This window comes from Paenibacillus endophyticus, from assembly GCF_014192395.1.
GTDB classification, from domain to species: domain Bacteria; phylum Bacillota; class Bacilli; order Paenibacillales; family Paenibacillaceae; genus Pristimantibacillus; species Pristimantibacillus endophyticus.
In genome coordinates this window covers 66,564-83,154 of the sequence record NZ_JACHXW010000018.1, presented here as the reverse complement: position 1 = coordinate 83,154, position 16,591 = coordinate 66,564, and the positions used below count along the sequence as shown (strand labels likewise).

The following is a 16,591-nucleotide window of genomic DNA, read 5'->3' as shown; positions in this document are numbered from 1 at the left end:
GTTCATGTTGGTGTTCATGTTGGTGTTCATGTTGGTGTTCATGTTGGTGTTCATGTTGGTGTTCATGTTGGTGTTCATGTTGGTGTTCATGTTGGTGTTCATGTTGGTGACCATGCTTGTGCGCAACGCCGTGATCATGTCCCACGTTATGCTCACTAGCACCGAAGCTAAGCTTCAGCCAGTTCGCGGTTATGCCTCGTCGGTCTACTTTTACGAACGCCATCGTAAAAGGATCGATCGGCAGCTTCGATAAATGGCTGACGATATAATCCTCGTCTGCGCCCAAGTCAACGAGTGCAGCCAGCGCCATATCACCTGCGATGCCTGAAATACAATCCAAATAGACCGTTCTCATGTTATGTTCCCTCCGCTACCAGTTGTAAAATCATCGCTGCTTGAAAGCCTGCTCCGAAGCCGTTGTCGATATTAACTACCGTCACGCCCGCTGCACACGAGGTCATCATCGCCAGCAGCGTTGTAATCCCTTGAAGGTTAGCACCGTAACCGATAGAGGTCGGCACCGCAATTACCGGTCTGCGCACAAGCCCTCCGACAACGCTGACTAATGCACCCTCCATTCCTGCTACCCCAATGACAACGGATGCTTCCCGTATCCGTTCCTTATGGCTTAGCAGCCGATCAATGCCAGCAACTCCGACGTCGTAAATACGATCAACCTCGCAGCCCATCCATTCTGCCGTCCCTGCCGCTTCCTCTGCTACCGGCATATCCGAGGTTCCCCCGGTCACCACCGCTATTTTTCCCGGAAGCTTGCTCGCGGATCGGCCCAGCGAAATGAGACGGGATTCACTATCATATCGCGCCTCAGGATACTTCGCAGTTACCCGCTCCGCCATCTCGGCTGTTGCCCTTGTGACAAGCGCTCGGCCATGAATCTCTACGAGCCGAGTGAATATCGTCTCCACCTGATCCACCGTTTTCCCCTGTCCAAAAACGACTTCCGGATGTCCTGTCCGCTCATATCGCCCCACATCCAGCTTGCAAAATCCAAGATCCTCAAATTCGTTCATATCGCGGCTCCCCCAAGCTCAAGCACTTTATTCATACTCCCGCTGCGATAACCGGCAAGATCCATAGCAACATAGATGAAACCAAGCTCCTTCAACCGATCTGAAATAATAGCTGCGTGGCTAATGAGCTGCTCCATTGCGCTCGGTTCTACTTCAATCCGCGCGATATCGCCATGGCTCCTGACCCGAATTTGCCCAAAACCTAGTGAACGAATATAGCGTTCGGCTTCTCCAACACGTCCAAGCTTCTCGATCGTAATCGTCTCGCCATATGCTATCCGTGAAGAAAGACACGCAAAAGAAGGCTTATCCCAAGTGGGCAGTCCATGCTCACGGGACAAATCACGAATTTCATCCTTATAAAGGCCCGCTTCCTGCAAAGGCCCCCTTACGCCTCGTTCCTTCGCCGCTTGAACGCCGGGCCGATGCTCATTCATGTCATCTGCGATGAGCCCGTAGACGATCTGACGATAAGACCCATCGCGAACGAATGGCTCAATATGCTCGAATAGACTCTTTTTACAAAAATAGCAACGGTTTGCATTATTCTCTTTGTAGCCAGGGATGCTTAATTCAGACGTTTCGATCACTTTATGTGTCGCCCCGATGCTCTTCGCCAGTTGAATCGCCGCCTCAAGCTCTTCCGTTGGATAAGTTTCCGAGTCGGCCGTAACCGCCAAGACCCGCTCGCTTCCCAGCGTTTTAATTGCGGCATCCAGAAGAAAAGTACTGTCAACGCCACCGGAGAACGCGACCACAACCGATTCCATTTCCGTCAAAATAGTCTGCAGCCTGCTGTATTTATCATGCATAGTAATGACACCGCCTCCAGTTAAATTCATCCCACCGACGTATGCTGCAGCATCGATATTTCCCTCATGGGCTCTTTCAATCGATCGTATAAGCTTAAATATAACGGCAATATTTTTTGATAAAGCGCATGATTGGCCAGATCAGGCTCATAAAGGCTGCCCTCCTGCTCCTTCCATCTCAGCAGTGGGCCTTTGCAGCCATCCATGGCATACAGCCCAAGCTGAGCGGCCCCAAGCCCGGAGCTTTCTACTGATTCAGGCACCCTTACAGGCACGCCCAGCATGTCTGCCAACATCTGGCACCAAAGAATAGAACGCGCAAAACCTCCGGAAGCTCTTACTTCACTTGTTCGTTGGCCTGCTTGCTTCATTAAAGATACGATTGCCGTAATCTGAAATAGTACGCCTTCCAATGCCGCCCGAAGCATATCCGCCTCCTTATGTGCGAGTGTCAACCCGAACATGACACCTTTGGCCTCGGCATCCCAGAAAGGGGCCCGCTCTCCCGATAAGAGAGGCAGAAAAAGCAGGCCGTTCGATCCCGGAGGAACTGCAGCAGCTAATGGCAGCACCTCGTCTATCGATTTCCCCGGGTAAAGACGATCCGCAATCCACCTCGCTACGATCGCTCCATTGTTGGAAGGCCCCCCTACGATCCAATGGTCATCCGTCAATGCGTAGCAGAAAAGCTTTCCTTGCGCATCGAAGGCAGGCTGCTTCACGGTAGTCCGTACGGCTCCGCTCGTGCCGATTGTAACGGCAAGCACGCCTTCCTCTACTGCACCGATCCCCAGATTGGCTAATACTCCGTCCTGTGCGCCAACAATGAATGGCGTATCCGCAGCAAGCCCCATCCGATCAGCCGCTTGCTTTTTGAGCCCAACCATTCGCTCGGTAGACGGTACTAACCGTGGCAGTTGGTCCTCTCGAATGCCTGCCACCATTAAAGCTTCCTCATCCCAACTCAACGTTGCGAGATTTAACAACCCGGTAGCGCTTGCGATCGAATGATCCATCAGCAAAATGCCGAATAGCTTGTTCAATACATATTCCTTTATCCCTACAAAATAATGCGCGGACTCGAACAGATCCGGCCGCGCCTCTCTCATCCATACCAGCTTGACGAGCGGCGACATCGGATGGATCGGCGTGCCTGTTCGCGAATAGATCGATAAGCCCGATCCATCCTTTATCAGCCGCTCTGCCTGGGCTGCGCTGCGAAGATCCGCCCAGGTGATGCTCGGCGTGAGCGGTACTCCATTCGCATCCAGCAGGATCAGGCTATGATTGGCTGAGCTGAAAGAAACACACTTTATTGCGTCAGCCACTTTTTTTGTAACATGGCCAACACTATCCATAACAGCCTCGCAGATGACATCGGGATCCTGCTCAGCATGGCCTTGTATGGGCGTGTGAAGCGGGTATTCGATGGAGTGGCTGCCAAGTATCCGTCCGTTCAGATCGACTGCCAACGTCTTTGTGCTAGTCGTTCCGATATCTATGGCGATGACGATCTGGGCATCCGTATTCATTTGGGCAAATACCCTTCCTCGTCGAACTTCCACTCATAAGGCCCTTCCACTATTTCAATACGCGGATTGCTTCTTGCCTCTTCAAGCAGCGATTCGGAAATTTCAATCGTTCCCAGATGCAGCGTATCCCGAATGCGAACCAGCTTGCACGTTGTATAATCTAGAATGTTGCAGGTTTTGATCGCAGCTTTAATGGCATCACGGTCATTCTCGAGCGTTGTCGCTTGTTTCGTCGGCGCACAGACCGTTGAGGTTAAACCATTCGCATAGGTAGCAGGCCAATCTGTCTTGCTTACTAATCTGCTTGTCGTGAAATCAGCTGTGCCTACTCCGTTTGCATTGCCTTGAGACTCTGGCGTTAGATCGAGAACAACCATTTTGTTCACCTCAGGGCCACCGTGCGCGTAAGGCGTCGGGTATCTGCCCGTAATATTCGGGTCCGCTCCGTCGCCGCTGATGTTTTTACCAATGTAATCAATGACAAGAACGTCGAGATCGGTGAAAAAGATTTGCGGGAGCCGGCTCTTCGCTTCTATTAACAGCTCCTTCTCCCTTTCCTCCATCGTGTCCGTTCCGAGTACTTCAACGCGGCAAATTTGGTCATACGCGTTTTCTACGACAGCGACACCGAACCGGATAGGCAGCTTCTCAATCATAACCCGAGCCATTGCCGGAACATTCTCGGCCATATACTTGAAGCCCAGCTGATGGCAGGCTTCTGCTCCTTTTTGCTTCCCCAGTCCGATCGATATCATTTTTAACATGCCGCTTTCAACCGTCCCGCGAAAAGCCGTATGCGGTTTTATTCGGTTGATGACAATGATCGCATCCGACTCCGTAGCGGCGGTTCTATCACAATAAATCGGCAAACCATTCGGCAGTCGATCAAGTTCTACGACCTCCATTGATGATCGAACCGGGCAGCCCATTCGCTCCTCGTCTATGCCGAGATGGGCAAGCACCTCCGTTTGCCCTTCTGCAGTTGCTCCCCCATGGCTTCCCATGCATGGCACAATGAAAGGCTCCGCCCCGATTCTTTTCAACTCGTCAATAACGGTCCTCGTCAGCTCATCGATCCGAGATATCCCCCGGCTTCCAACGGCCACCGCAACCTTCTGCCCCGCAGCAATCCCATTCATAGCATCTGCAGTACGCAGCCGTGCGGTCAACTCTCCGATGGGATCCGCCAGGATCGTGTCATCGAACGACTGGCGAATTTTCACCAGCTTCGGGATCGGCGTATGCTCGACTAATCTTCGCAGTAAATCACTCATATCGTCATCGCTCCAAATCCTCCGTCAACCCGGATCATCGCACCGGTGACAAATGATGATGCTTTGGCTGAAGCCAAATAAACAATCGTACCCTTAAGCTCCTCCGGATCTCCGAAGCGGTTCATTGGCGTATGCTTCATAATCGATTCCACTCGATCAGGCGATAAGATTTTCTTGTTCTGTTCTGCTGGGAAAAAACCGGGAATGATCGCGTTAACTCTTACCTTGCTTGGGGCAAACTCTCTAGCCAAATATTGGGTCACGCTATTTACTCCCGCTTTCGATACCGAATAAGTAAATACCCGCGAGAGCGGAGGCGCAGAGGATACGGAAGAAATATTGATAATCGAGCCGCCATTCCCCTGCTCGATCATTTGTTTGCCGAAAACTTGGCTGGCAAGTACGACGCTCTTGAGATTAACGTCCATAATGCGATCCCATTCGTCCATTTCGAGATCAAAAAACGGTGTCGCGCTATTCGTCCCTGAAGCATTCACAAGCGTATCGACACGACCGCCCCATTGAAGCACTTCATTCAAAACCGACTGCAGCTCCGCTTTTTGAGTCGCGTCCGCCTTCAAAGCCATTGCCTTGCCGCCATTGCGTTCAATCTGCTCGCAAACGACCCGGGCTTTTTCCATGTCTCTGCCGACGATCGCCACTTTCGAGCCTGCTTCAGCAAGCGCAGCAGACATGGCACTGCCTAATACGCCGTTTCCCCCAATAACAACCGATACGGTATTGTGTAATTCAAACATGAATAGGCCACCTTTAAAATCAAATTAACAACGTTGTTATTTATGATATCCGAATAATCCATTGCTGTCTATACGATAAATATGCCGCTTTCATTTGCAAAAAAAGGATTCTATGATAAAGTGAACGACATCAATTAGAACTCGGACTAGAGCCTTCCGGAGGGAATTCATGGTAACAATTAAAGACATCGCAGATCGTGCAGGCGTCAGCTTCTCTACCGTCTCCAAAGCGCTCAGAGACAGCCCGCTCGTACAGAACAAAACAAAACAGCATATCCTTTCGATTGCAAAGGAGATGGGCTACCAGCCAAACCTCGCAGCACGAAGCCTCGTCTCCAGAAAAAGCGGAGCGATCGGCGTCGTTTGGCCATCTATTGAACGTGCAGCGCTTTCCTCCCTCATTACAAAGATCAATGAACAGCTGGAGAAAAAAGGTTATATCACCTTGCTATCGATAAGCCACTTGGAGTCAGCGATTGAAATTTTCCGCCGATACCAAGTAGACGCCATACTCGTCTTTGGTGACAGAGATAGCATTTCTAGCTTTAGCAGCATAAGCCCGCTGCAGATTCCCATCCTCACCTACGGCGCTGCCGGATATACACCATTCTCCACAGTTGACGTGAACCGAGGCCAAGCCGTTCGTCTTGCCGTTCGTCATTTGGCTAGACTGGGACACAAAGATATCGCTTATATCGGCGAACCTCAAACACAAGATCCGTTGCAGACGGTCAAGATCGAAGCCTTTCGGGACGAAATCGTCCAACTGGGCCTGCAAGCCAGAGACAACGCGGTTCTCCAGATGAACGGCTTGGAGTTTCACGATGGTTATTTAGCCGCCCGTGCGATGCTGGAGCAAACGCCTCGTCCTACAGCCGTTATCAGCGGCGGAATCGATCTGACACGCGGCATACTTCGTGCCATAGGGGAACATGGACTCAGCGTTCCGCACGATGTTTCCGTTGTCAGTTATGACAATCTTCCACAAATGGAAGACATCGGCGTACCGATGACAGTGGTAGGCGTTGCCATAGCGACCATAACCGCACATATTACAACGGCTATTCTCGAGCTTATCGATCAGCCCGAATCGCTTAAAACGGTTTACTTGGAACCAGAGCTGGTTGTTCGTGCATCTACCTCTCATCTGAATAATGATTAGACAATCATTTACGGTTTTAGCCGCTTAAAGCGTAGCTAATACACGAAATATTGCCAGTTCCGATACATCAATGGGGCAGCCCCTAGGTTAGACAGCATACTACTGCGCATTCAAAAACTCTTCCGATCGCCATTGCTCGGGGATTCCTCCGAATCAACGAGCTAAGGTAGGAATCCACTCCCAAAAGCGAATGCTGACGCTTCTCCAGAATCATTCGAATGGCTCCGCTTGCCATTACCCTCTCCTTTAAATGCAATAAACACAACTAATATGAAGCCTGTCCTTATTAAAATAATGGTACCACCTCATCATTATAAATAAAGAGAGGCTTCAAAGGATTTCAATCGACGATTCCCTCTAAAATATTCATTGACAGGAATATTCCCATAGAGGTATATTGTATGTATAAGCAAAAAAATATTCCAACTGGAGGGAAATGAAAGAATGAACCAGGAAGTTACAACTTTTATTGAAAATTTACCAAAGTGGCAGTCCGACATCAGCTCCACACTACGCGATCTAGTTCATGCGACAATACCGGCGGTAGAAGAACGCATTCAGTACAAGAAGCCGCATTTTCTGAAGAATGGACATTATGCTGCCGTTATTTCGCCTTCTAAAGATGCGATTGCATTTATGATTATGAATGCAAGCGGCATAGAATTTCCAAAGACTTTCGATGGTCCAGCGGAACGAAAGTGGATTAAATTACGGGAAGGCGATTCTGCCGATATCTCAATGTTGTCAGAGCTTCTGAAACAAGCTTCCGACACGCTGTAAAACCCATAATCGGGAAGGAACCATGAATACGACGAGCAGCCGACTACTATCTAAGGGAATTCCAGAAATCAAACAATACCTATATCTGAGGAGGAATAAGAATGAGCAGCCCAAAAGGAGTTTTTCTGAAACGTGAATTTAACGCTCCGCGTGAGCTAGTGTACAAAGTGTGGACCGAGCCCGATCACTTCGGCAACTGGTATGGTCCCCAGGGATTTTCCCTTGAAGTCGTTAAGATGGAAGTGCGTCCAGGTGGAATGTTTTTCGGGTGTCAGAAGTCGCCGGACGGACAGCATGTCATGTGGGGCAAGTTTGTTTACCAAGAAGTTCAGCCGCCTGAGAAGCTGATATGGGTCCAATCTTTCTCTGACGAGAATGGCAACACCATCCGCGCTCCGTTTAACCCACATTGGCCTCTTGAAATCTTGAACATCCTGACGCTTCAAGAAGTTGAAGGTAAAACTGTTCTGACGCTTGAAGGCGGACCACTGAATGCGTCCGATGAGGAACAGGCCGCATACGATGCGATGGCACCGATGGCCGCACAAGGCATGGAAGGCACATTCGATCAACTGGCCAATTATCTGTCCACACAATTATAAAAAAATAGTATTAAAACTTTCCGCGTGCCAATAATGGCACGCGTTTTTTTTGACGTGACTGCTATTCTGTCCACTAGCTTATCGAAACAGGGAGCAGTTGCCGATGCAACTGCTCCCTGTTGCTTTAAACTAACGTTCTTATTTAGTTGAACAACGGTTTCTATTTTCAGATTACGTTTCGGCTTTCATGTTGACCCATGATGCTTCGTTTATATATGATTGGGAAGATTAAAATGTGATTGGGAGCGAATAAATGATGATTTCTTCAAAAAACGACCCTCTTTGGTATCTTATAGTGATACGTGGCGTAATATTAATTTTTATAATTACTCTTCTTGTCTCCCCAAACTTGTTGATTATTACCCCCTTACTTATGGTGGCTTTTATTGCAAAAGGGGTCCGTTTATGGAAAGATAGAAGGCGGTTTTCTATGATTTCTTTGGCCTTTGCGGCTTTGTTTTTATTAATTGAAATTCTGTATCTAAATTTAGTTCACTAGCGTTGCGTAAAAATTCTTAAGTCACATTGATGGTATCTCTCCCCCACTAAACTCGAATTGAGGGATTGTTTGGTGTGCTCATTAATCAATGTGGTAGCCATTCGGCATTGAGCTATCGTTACACTTTAATTCAATATTCCCTATGTTATACTCTTTCCTCCTATACTATTAACCAAAACCCAACTGTCCTCATTGCGATTGTAAACCCACTATGTATCTGATTTAGATTCTTGAAGTTGTATAGTAAATCCTTCAATAAAGAGTCTTCCGAAGTCTTCTTCTCCCTAATCCTTCACAATCGACATCTCGATAGTTCACATAATCCTTCCTCATCTATTTTCCACTGTCAATATTATTACATACGTATTCTGTTCTTCTTTCTCAGTATCTTGCCCGTTAGCATCATGAAAAAATGGAGCAGCTGCCGATGCAACTGCTCCATGGTGCGTTGAACGATTTTTGACATGGACTGACAAGAACTTGATCCGATAATCAATAAACCCCGCAATTCAAGTTAAGAGATCCTAATGATCTCTTTTTGTTTATTCAATTAAAACGTATTGTATACATTTTCGCATTCTTTCGCAGTCGGTTCATAAAAACAGTGCTTCTTCCATCGTCCTACGAACGGCTGATTATACCAAGTTGGCGGGCATGGTCCGGGATTTTCGAACGATCCTGGACGGAAATACCATAGAGAGAATTTTGCTGGCCAATTCCGCTCCCCATTCACAGCCCGCTGCGCCAGACGGCGTTCCCTCTCTCTTGCATTTTGATAGTACATACTATGTTGCAACGCTTCGAACGCATGCGGCTGGTTGATCATTTGGGGAATTGTCCGGATTTCTTTAAAATCGGAGCAATTCCCTCTTATTCGGTTAATGCCAACATTTCCAACAAGGAGCATGCCCATTTCGCCTTCGGTCTCCGCTTCAGCTCGAAGCAACCTTGCCAACATATCAATATCCTGTTTCCTGGCTTTTACGACTGCCATTGGCTCACCTCTTTAGATTTCTAGACTCATCATATTGTAAGTGAAGCCGATGTGTTACTCTGGCAAAAGAGAGAGCGATAATAAATAGCGTTCCACCACACTCTTTTGCCCGTTAGTTTAATCCTAACTTCTCCATAATCATGTTTATAAAATTCATTTTTACGTGGGTATACGTATTTTTGCCGGTTTGATGTAGTCTGGAAACCGTCTCTAGTCCGCAATATTGACAACGTTGTCTTTAACGTGAAAAATAACATAGTTATAATTCCATTGCTGCACAGAAACGATGTTTTGTTGTATTGCTGAAATAAATTACCAATACACATGAAATTCATCATCGATATAGAAACAACTCGGCATCCTGTGCTTTCAATGATTGAGTGACATCCTCCATTGTTGAATTTTCTTCTTTTTCTTCCATCCTGTTATAAGATTCTCGTTATCCATGCACCTGTAATAATGAAGCATGGAGCTAACAGTGTTATGATAATTTTTTTCATAATATTCCCAATCCTCCTCTACAATAGTTGTGACGTTTGGAGATGGAGGTATGTGTTAACTTCTCTTTTCAATGCATTAAAACACAAATAAAAAGAAGCCGATCCTTATTAAAATGGAGGTAAAATCTAACCATTTTAAATAAAGAGAGGCTTCTTATTTACAATCCTGGAGATGGAATCGCTTTTGACTCAGCTCCCATTTGAAACATCCTAACCCCTATTTCATGCTTGTTAGGGGAGTGGCTTGCTTTGACCGGGTAAACCTATTGGGACGTACCTATCTCTTAAATAGAACGGGAAAGTAGTCGTTCGCAAAAGCCTGGCCATCATTGGGCCGTGGGCCAAGCAACCGAATGTTGTCATGTCGTTGTATTCCGGCTCGGTAATTGGTACCGCCTTTCATCACATGAGCTACAATGGACAATCGCGGATCATTCGTACGGTTAGGCCCGGAACCGTGAAAAGTGAGACCGTGATGGAAGCTAGCTTGACCCGCTTTCAGAATACATGGCTCCTCTATCCAATCATGTCCTCCCGAATACCTCTCCTTCAACTCCTCCATGTTCTGGTTAAAGAAAGAGTTGCTGTCAGGAATCAGACCCCACTTATGAGAGCCTACAATCGTCATCATACCGCCGTTCGTCAGATCTGTGTCCTGAAGCGCGATCCATACCGTAACCATGTCTTGTGAATCCGAGCATTGCCAGTACCCATAGTCCTGATGCCAGCCTACGTTCCCGGCTCCGGAAATTTTGTCGCCAATGCCCGGTTTGTAGATAACTTGATCATGCCACAGCCTTATTTCATCCGATTCCAGCAAATCTGCGGACAACTCACCGATAAAAGGATCTGTTACGACCTTTCTCACCTCGTCGTTAATCCACCAGCCATTATCTAATTTCCGCAGCGCATCCGGATTATCGCTGAGACGAAAACCATTCATCGGTATGCCATCCCCATCGTAATCACCTGACCATATTCGCTCATGCGCCTCTCGCAATCTCTCGATCTGCTCATCATCAATTAGCTTTGGGCTAATCCAATATCCGTCTCGGTTAAAATCCTCTTTATCCTTCTGCGTAATCCGATACTGTCGTTCTATTTGAAAAGTCATCGACAAATCCTCCTTTTTTGTAGCTGCCATCATCTTAACCGAAGAAAGAGCTGTTTGACGTTCAAGTCATCACGAAGTAGGATTAGAAACATAGACGATAATAGAAACAAACGAAAGGATAATGAATAGGTGAAACCGCATGAAGAAGCAAATAAATTGCTTGCGATTGAAACTGGGCAAGATTCTCATTCCCAGCGTGCACGCTGGACCTTTAATATAGAAAAAGAGCCGCTTATTCACGGTGTATCGGAACTAGTCATGCTTGGAAGCGATGATTTGCGTAAAGCATCGCCTCTCTTTGAGCATGATCACCCTGGCTGTTATGAATTCGTCCTCATTGAACGGGGAAAGGCGAGATGGGAGCTCGACAGCTTCATCTATGAAACCCATGCGGGCGACTTGTTTCATACCCGTCCAGGTGAGAAGCACCGGGGAGGCTTTAACGTCATTGAGCCATGCAAATTTTGGTGGTTAATTGTTAAAGCTCCGCTTATTCAAGATTGGTTAAGTCTTCCACTTGAGGAAATTAGGCAATTGGATCAAGCCATGTTGCAATTACAACGTGTGAAGAACATTGGTTTAACGCCCGTTGAGACTTTCAAAAAATTAAAGACCGCTCTAATGAGTGATTCACCGCTCAAAAGCACGATTGTTCGCAGCGCCATTCTCGAGCTGATCATTGCTTTTATTCAGCCAAGCGGCGGCACCTCCGCAATTGCAGCAGATTTGCTTAGCCAATATAGCAAGCTAATCGATAAGATGACGAAAGAACCGGAGTGGCGCCCCGCCGTTGATGAATTGGCTGCATTTGCGGGAGTAAGCGTATCGCATTTCTATCGAACCTTTCAGGATTATACGGGGGAACCGCCTATCACTTTTGTCGAGCGTCTTCGTATTAGATCGGCCTGCCGTCAGCTTAAGGAATCCCAAGATAAGATAACGGACATTTCTTATCGGTTAGGTTATCAATCCAGCCAGCATTTCGCGACCGTCTTCAAGCGCTTCATGGGCGTAACGCCATCCGAATGGCGCTGTACTTGAACTATTTCTTCATTTGTAAGACTGTCACAAAAGAGCTTCTCCTGCATAGAGACGTACTTGTAAATTTACAAAGACAAAGGCTTAAACATAAGCTGCTGCAACACACTCGACTCACCATCTACTGACTAACTTATAAACAGCTCATCCCCCTAATTAAACGTGGACCTGCAAGAAAGTCACATGATAAAAATGCCCCTTGCGGGTCCACGTTCTCACAACGTATTTGCATAGCTGCTATCAAAGGTTTCTATAACACTTTAATCTTTCATTTTTTTCAATTATGCAAAACGCCCCAATACCGAATTGGTATTGAGGCGTTTTGCATAAACAATCCTAGCGTCTATAGGTTTCTTTGGAAGGCTACTATCTGATCCTTCTTCAAAAAAGCGTGTTAGACATTAACATGATAACGTCCTTTCGGCACGACCATAGGCGAACCTGACACTGGGTCTTCTATGACGGTGCAGTCCAGCCCGAAAATGTCCTTCACAAGGGTACTTGTCACGACCTCGGACGGCGTGCCTTCGGCGACAAGCCTGCCTTCATGCAGAGCGACAATATGGTCGGCATATCGCGCAGACAAGTTAATGTCATGGAGCACCATGACGATCGTGGTGCCGCTTTTTCGGTTCAAGTCGGTGAGCAGATCCAAAATTTCAACTTGATAAGTAATATCCAGAAAGGTTGTAGGCTCATCCAGAAATAGAATATCCGTCTCTTGCGCCAGTGCCATGGCAATCCAGACACGCTGCCGTTGACCGCCTGACAGCTCATCGATATTGTGATTAGCAAATTCTGTAATCTTCATTGTTTCCATCGCCTCGGCTACTGCCGCATAATCCTTGTTCGACCAGTTGCCGAACAAGGATTGGTGAGGAAACCTTCCTCGTCCAACCAAATCCGTCACGGTAATGCCTTCAGGGACAATGGGAGATTGAGGGAGTAATCCGACAACCCGTGCCAATTGTTTGGGCGAGATCTTGTTTAACGGCTTGCCGTCGAGCGTGATGGTGCCCGATGCGGGCTTGATCAGTCTAGCCAGCGTTTTAAGAAGCGTGGACTTGCCGCACCCGTTGGAGCCGATAATGACGCTTATTTGATGGCTGGGAATGACGATATCAACACCGTGGATGACGGTTTTGTTCTCATAGCCTGCTACGATCCGTTCGGCCTGGAAGTGATGAGTCGGCTTCATTATAATTCTCCCTTCCTATTCATTCGAATTAACAAGAAGATGAGATAAGGCGCTCCGAGCAATCCGGTGATGACGCCAACAGGAAATCTGTACGGAAAAGCGAATTGTCCGATGAGATCCGCCGCCAGCACCAAATTAATACCCACTAGTCCCGCTGGGATGATATTCGATAAACCGATTCCGACTAACCGAATCGCGATTGGCCCCGCTAAGAATGACACAAAGGCGATCGGCCCCGTTGTAGCGGTTGCGATAGCAATCATGCAGACAGAACTTATAATCAGAACGATTCGGGTCTTGTCCGTATTTACGCCCAGGGAAGTAGCCGCTTGCTCTCCGAGCTCCAATAAGCTCAGCTGCCTGCCCAGTATGATAATGATAGGCGTACAGATTACTACGATTATCATAAGCGGTGGCAATCTATCCATCTGTGCGCCATTAAGGCTGCCCGTGAGCCACCGGATCGCCGCGGGAAGATCTTGTTCCGCGCTGACCAGCATCAGATAGGAGATAGCGGCATCGATCATGGCTTGTATGCCGATTCCGACCAGAATGAGCCTGCCGATTGAGAATGACCTGCCTCTGGATAATAGATAGATCAAGATAACGGTGGCGAGTCCCCCAATGATGGATGCGACGGAAATAACGGCTCCGCTAGCTTGCAGAATAATAATGCAAAAAACAGCCGCCACACTGGAGCCCGACGTAATGCCGATCACGTTAGGATTAGCAAGGGGGTTGCGCAGCATGGTCTGGAACGTGTACCCGGCAATGCCGAAAGCGAATCCGGCGAACAGTCCCGCAAGCATTCTCGGCAGACGGATCGTATTGACTGCGAAGGATACGCCCTTGAGCGGCTCGCCTGACAATGCCCGAATAACGTCTTGCACAGAATAGATGGTATTGCCAAGCAAAAGCATGGTGCAGCACAGCACACATGCCAGAACCGCCAGTAAACTGGTCACGAGCATCCATCGGCGGCGCCTATTTTGCCGGCCTGCCTTTATTAGGTTAATAGTAGGATTGGTCATAATGAACGCACTTTCGATCTCATAGCGACTATGATTAGTATTGGTGCTCCGATAAACGCCGTAACTACACCAACCTCAAGTTCTCCGGGACTGCCGATCAGCCTGCCGCCCACATCCGCTATGGTCAGAATGATTGCTCCTGCAATAGCCGACATGGGGATGACAAACCTTAGGTCGGGTCCAAGGATAAGACGAATGACATGAGTGGATAATAGCCCGATAAATCCAATTGGCCCTGCCAGCGCAGTCGTCGCTCCGCATAACAGCACGCCTGCAAGTGCTGCGATAAACCGCAGTTTTCCCGTCCGAACGCCTAGTCCGGTCGCTGTATCATCTCCCAGCGCCAGCGCATTCAGTGCCGGAGCCACGAGAAAGCCGATCAGGAGCCCGACGAGTAAGAATGGGACGAACGTACCGATTCCGCTCCAGCTAGCTGAACCGACACTGCCAACTTGCCAGAATCGAAATTGATCCATGACGTAAGAGCGTGGAATCATAATGGCAGTAATGAGAGATCCAAGAGCTGCGCTTGTGGCTGCTCCTGCCAGAACAAGCTTAATGGGCGTGGCACCGCCACGCCCCATTGAGCCGATTCCGAACACGAATACAGCAGTAATCGCAGAGCCCGCCAAAGCTAGCCATATATATTGATTCGCGGTACTTATGCTCCAGAATGCTATGCCACACACCACGAACAATGACGCTCCCATATTGACACCCAGTATGCTAGGATCTGCTATGGGGTTGCGAGTGACCGACTGCATTAGCGCTCCGGACACGCCTAGCGCTGCTCCGCAGAGTAGGCTGAATACGGTGCGGGAGATCCGTTTGCGAACGATGTTGGCCGTGTAAGAGTCCACGTCCTGACGGAATAATCCGTCCATCAGCTCGTGAAATCTTAAAGGCCGGGAACCGAAAGCAAGCGAGGCGCATACACATAAGGCTAGCAAAACTAGGCAAAGAACCATCACTAAAACGAAACGATTGGGGACATGCGATTTTAGCCTGCCCGTACCCGTACCTGATGAATTACTCATTTAGTTTGTCGATTGCTCCGCCGATTAGTGCTAGGTATTCATCAAGGGTAAATGCAATGGAAAGCGGATTTGGGTTTCCGGAAGCAGCCAGTGGCGTGCCGTTGCCGATGAACACGACGGAACCTCTTTGAATCGCCGGGATTTTGCCTAGCAGAGAGTCTGCCTTCACCGCTTCATACAAGCTCTCGTCGCCATAGCCAATGATTATATCAGCATCGTTCAGTGCTTCGGCATTCTCGGCGCTCAATTGCAAGGAATAGCTGGTTGGATCCGTAATCTGGCTCGTGATGCTCTCCGGATACTCCATGCCTAGCTCGATTAAGAATGCGCCGCGCGGGTCAGCTGGCGTATACAAGTGCAGCTTGGACATATCTGTCGCTGAGAAGTTGACCCAAACGACTTTTTTGCCTTGCATTTGAGGATATTTGGCAGCTCCTTCTTTAACAAGAGCTTCCGTATCCTTGATGAGCTGTTCGCCTTCCGCCTTCATGCCCATGCCTTCAGCCGTGAAGAGAACCTGCTCGCGCCACGTAGTTGCCCAAGGCTTCGATTGGTAAGCAACGACCGGAGCGATTTGGCTAAGTGTGTCGTAATCTTCCTGTGTAATACCGGAATAAGCGGCAAGAATAACATCCGGATTTGCATCAGAGATAGCTTCGAAATCCAAGCCGTCCGTATCTTGGAAAATATTCGGCTCGCTTTCGTTAAGCTCCTTAAGCTTCGCTGCCGTCCATGGCAGAAGTCCGCTGTCGTCTTGAACACCATAATTCGCTGCCGAGAACCCGACAGGAACAACACCTAGCGCGAGAGCAACGTCATGGTTCGCCCATTGGACGGTAACTACACGTTCCGGCTTGCTCTCGATAACCGTTTCGCCTAGCGCATGTTTAATTACGATGGGATATTGTGTATCGTCTTGAGAGGCTGGTGCCTCAGTAGTTGGCGCTTCGGCGCTTGCTGTAGGAGACGGAGTTGAATTATTGGACTGGCTGGAGCAGCCAACCAACGCAATGACTAGAATAATTGCAACAAGCAATGTTTGTAATGAGTACTTCCTTTTGTTTTTCATGATCATACCTACCTTATCCTGAGTTGTATTTTCCGTCGATAATGATTATCAACATCAATCACTATAATATTTATCTATCCTATTGTCAACGGAGAAACGATCTGAATTCACATGTCAAGCAGCCATCTCCTAAGCCTATTATGTTGCACAGGTTCCATTT

At 48.0% G+C, this 16,591-nt stretch carries 16 protein-coding genes; 4 read left to right on the top strand and 12 right to left on the bottom strand.

The features are described 5' to 3' along the window. The 6 genes from larC to FHS16_RS23545 form a co-directional block, all read right to left on the bottom strand. Positions 1-355 (bottom strand): nickel insertion protein (gene larC, locus FHS16_RS23570; protein WP_183568726.1); only part of this gene is annotated, 355 nt, incomplete at its 3' end. A 1-nt stretch (position 356) separates the two neighbouring features. Continuing rightward, complete coding sequence (gene larB / locus FHS16_RS23565; protein ID WP_183568722.1) at positions 357-1,031, bottom strand: nickel pincer cofactor biosynthesis protein LarB; 675 nt, start codon at positions 1,029-1,031, stop codon at positions 357-359. Beyond that, positions 1,028-1,843, bottom strand: a complete 816-nt coding sequence (gene larE, locus FHS16_RS23560; protein ID WP_183568719.1) for an ATP-dependent sacrificial sulfur transferase LarE — start codon at positions 1,841-1,843, stop codon at positions 1,028-1,030. Before larE ends, larB begins: the two co-directional genes overlap by 4 nt. Positions 1,844-1,869: 26 nt before the next feature. Next, positions 1,870-3,408: a gluconokinase gene (locus FHS16_RS23555; RefSeq protein WP_312891053.1), complete on the bottom strand. Its 1,539-nt coding sequence runs from the start codon at positions 3,406-3,408 to the stop codon at positions 1,870-1,872. Next, entirely contained in the window at positions 3,372-4,649 is a 1,278-nt protein-coding gene (locus FHS16_RS23550) for a nickel pincer cofactor-dependent isomerase, group 22 (RefSeq protein ID WP_183568716.1), read from the bottom strand. Before FHS16_RS23550 ends, FHS16_RS23555 begins: the two co-directional genes overlap by 37 nt. Continuing rightward, complete coding sequence (locus FHS16_RS23545; protein WP_183568712.1) at positions 4,646-5,407, bottom strand: SDR family oxidoreductase; 762 nt, start codon at positions 5,405-5,407, stop codon at positions 4,646-4,648. Before FHS16_RS23545 ends, FHS16_RS23550 begins: the two co-directional genes overlap by 4 nt. Before the next feature lie 169 nt (positions 5,408-5,576). Between FHS16_RS23545 and FHS16_RS23540 the strand changes: the two genes are divergently transcribed. From FHS16_RS23540 to FHS16_RS23530, 3 genes are all read left to right on the top strand, one after another. Further along, positions 5,577-6,569 (top strand): LacI family DNA-binding transcriptional regulator, encoded by a 993-nt coding sequence (locus tag FHS16_RS23540; RefSeq protein ID WP_183568709.1) that lies wholly within the window; start codon positions 5,577-5,579, stop codon positions 6,567-6,569. Positions 6,570-7,013: 444 nt separating this feature from the next. Further along, complete coding sequence (locus FHS16_RS23535) at positions 7,014-7,349, top strand: DUF1801 domain-containing protein (RefSeq protein WP_183568706.1); 336 nt, start codon at positions 7,014-7,016, stop codon at positions 7,347-7,349. Between the two features lie 101 nt (positions 7,350-7,450). After that, complete coding sequence (locus tag FHS16_RS23530; RefSeq protein ID WP_183568703.1) at positions 7,451-7,951, top strand: SRPBCC family protein; 501 nt, start codon at positions 7,451-7,453, stop codon at positions 7,949-7,951. Positions 7,952-9,000: 1,049 nt separating this feature from the next. Here FHS16_RS23530 and FHS16_RS23525 read toward each other — a convergent pair. Further along, positions 9,001-9,444: a cell wall hydrolase gene (locus FHS16_RS23525; RefSeq protein ID WP_183568700.1), complete on the bottom strand. Its 444-nt coding sequence runs from the start codon at positions 9,442-9,444 to the stop codon at positions 9,001-9,003. A gap of 777 nt (positions 9,445-10,221) precedes the next feature. Further along, positions 10,222-11,058, bottom strand: a complete 837-nt coding sequence (locus FHS16_RS23520) for a phytanoyl-CoA dioxygenase family protein (protein ID WP_183568697.1) — start codon at positions 11,056-11,058, stop codon at positions 10,222-10,224. A gap of 129 nt (positions 11,059-11,187) precedes the next feature. Here FHS16_RS23520 and FHS16_RS23515 point away from each other — a divergent pair, with 129 nt between their 5' ends. Beyond that, positions 11,188-12,099 (top strand): helix-turn-helix domain-containing protein, encoded by a 912-nt coding sequence (locus tag FHS16_RS23515; protein ID WP_183568694.1) that lies wholly within the window; start codon positions 11,188-11,190, stop codon positions 12,097-12,099. Positions 12,100-12,490: 391 nt separating this feature from the next. Here the strand turns inward: FHS16_RS23515 and FHS16_RS23510 are convergent, their stop codons facing one another. Genes FHS16_RS23510 through FHS16_RS23495 form a run of 4 tightly spaced genes read right to left on the bottom strand, consistent with a single transcriptional unit; the run spans position 12,491 to position 16,431 of the window. Next, a complete protein-coding gene (locus tag FHS16_RS23510) occupies positions 12,491-13,294 on the bottom strand; it encodes an ABC transporter ATP-binding protein (protein WP_183568691.1) in 804 nt (267 codons plus the stop codon). Continuing rightward, positions 13,294-14,325, bottom strand: coding sequence for a FecCD family ABC transporter permease (locus FHS16_RS23505; protein ID WP_183568688.1), 1,032 nt, complete (start codon positions 14,323-14,325; stop codon positions 13,294-13,296). The genes FHS16_RS23510 and FHS16_RS23505 overlap by 1 nt, the downstream gene beginning before the upstream one ends. Further along, on the bottom strand, positions 14,322-15,362 hold the full coding sequence (locus FHS16_RS23500) for a FecCD family ABC transporter permease (RefSeq protein WP_183568685.1): 1,041 nt from the start codon (positions 15,360-15,362) through the stop codon (positions 14,322-14,324). Before FHS16_RS23500 ends, FHS16_RS23505 begins: the two co-directional genes overlap by 4 nt. Beyond that, positions 15,355-16,431: an iron-siderophore ABC transporter substrate-binding protein gene (locus FHS16_RS23495; RefSeq protein WP_183568682.1), complete on the bottom strand. Its 1,077-nt coding sequence runs from the start codon at positions 16,429-16,431 to the stop codon at positions 15,355-15,357. Before FHS16_RS23495 ends, FHS16_RS23500 begins: the two co-directional genes overlap by 8 nt. Positions 16,432-16,591: the final 160 nt, after the last annotated feature.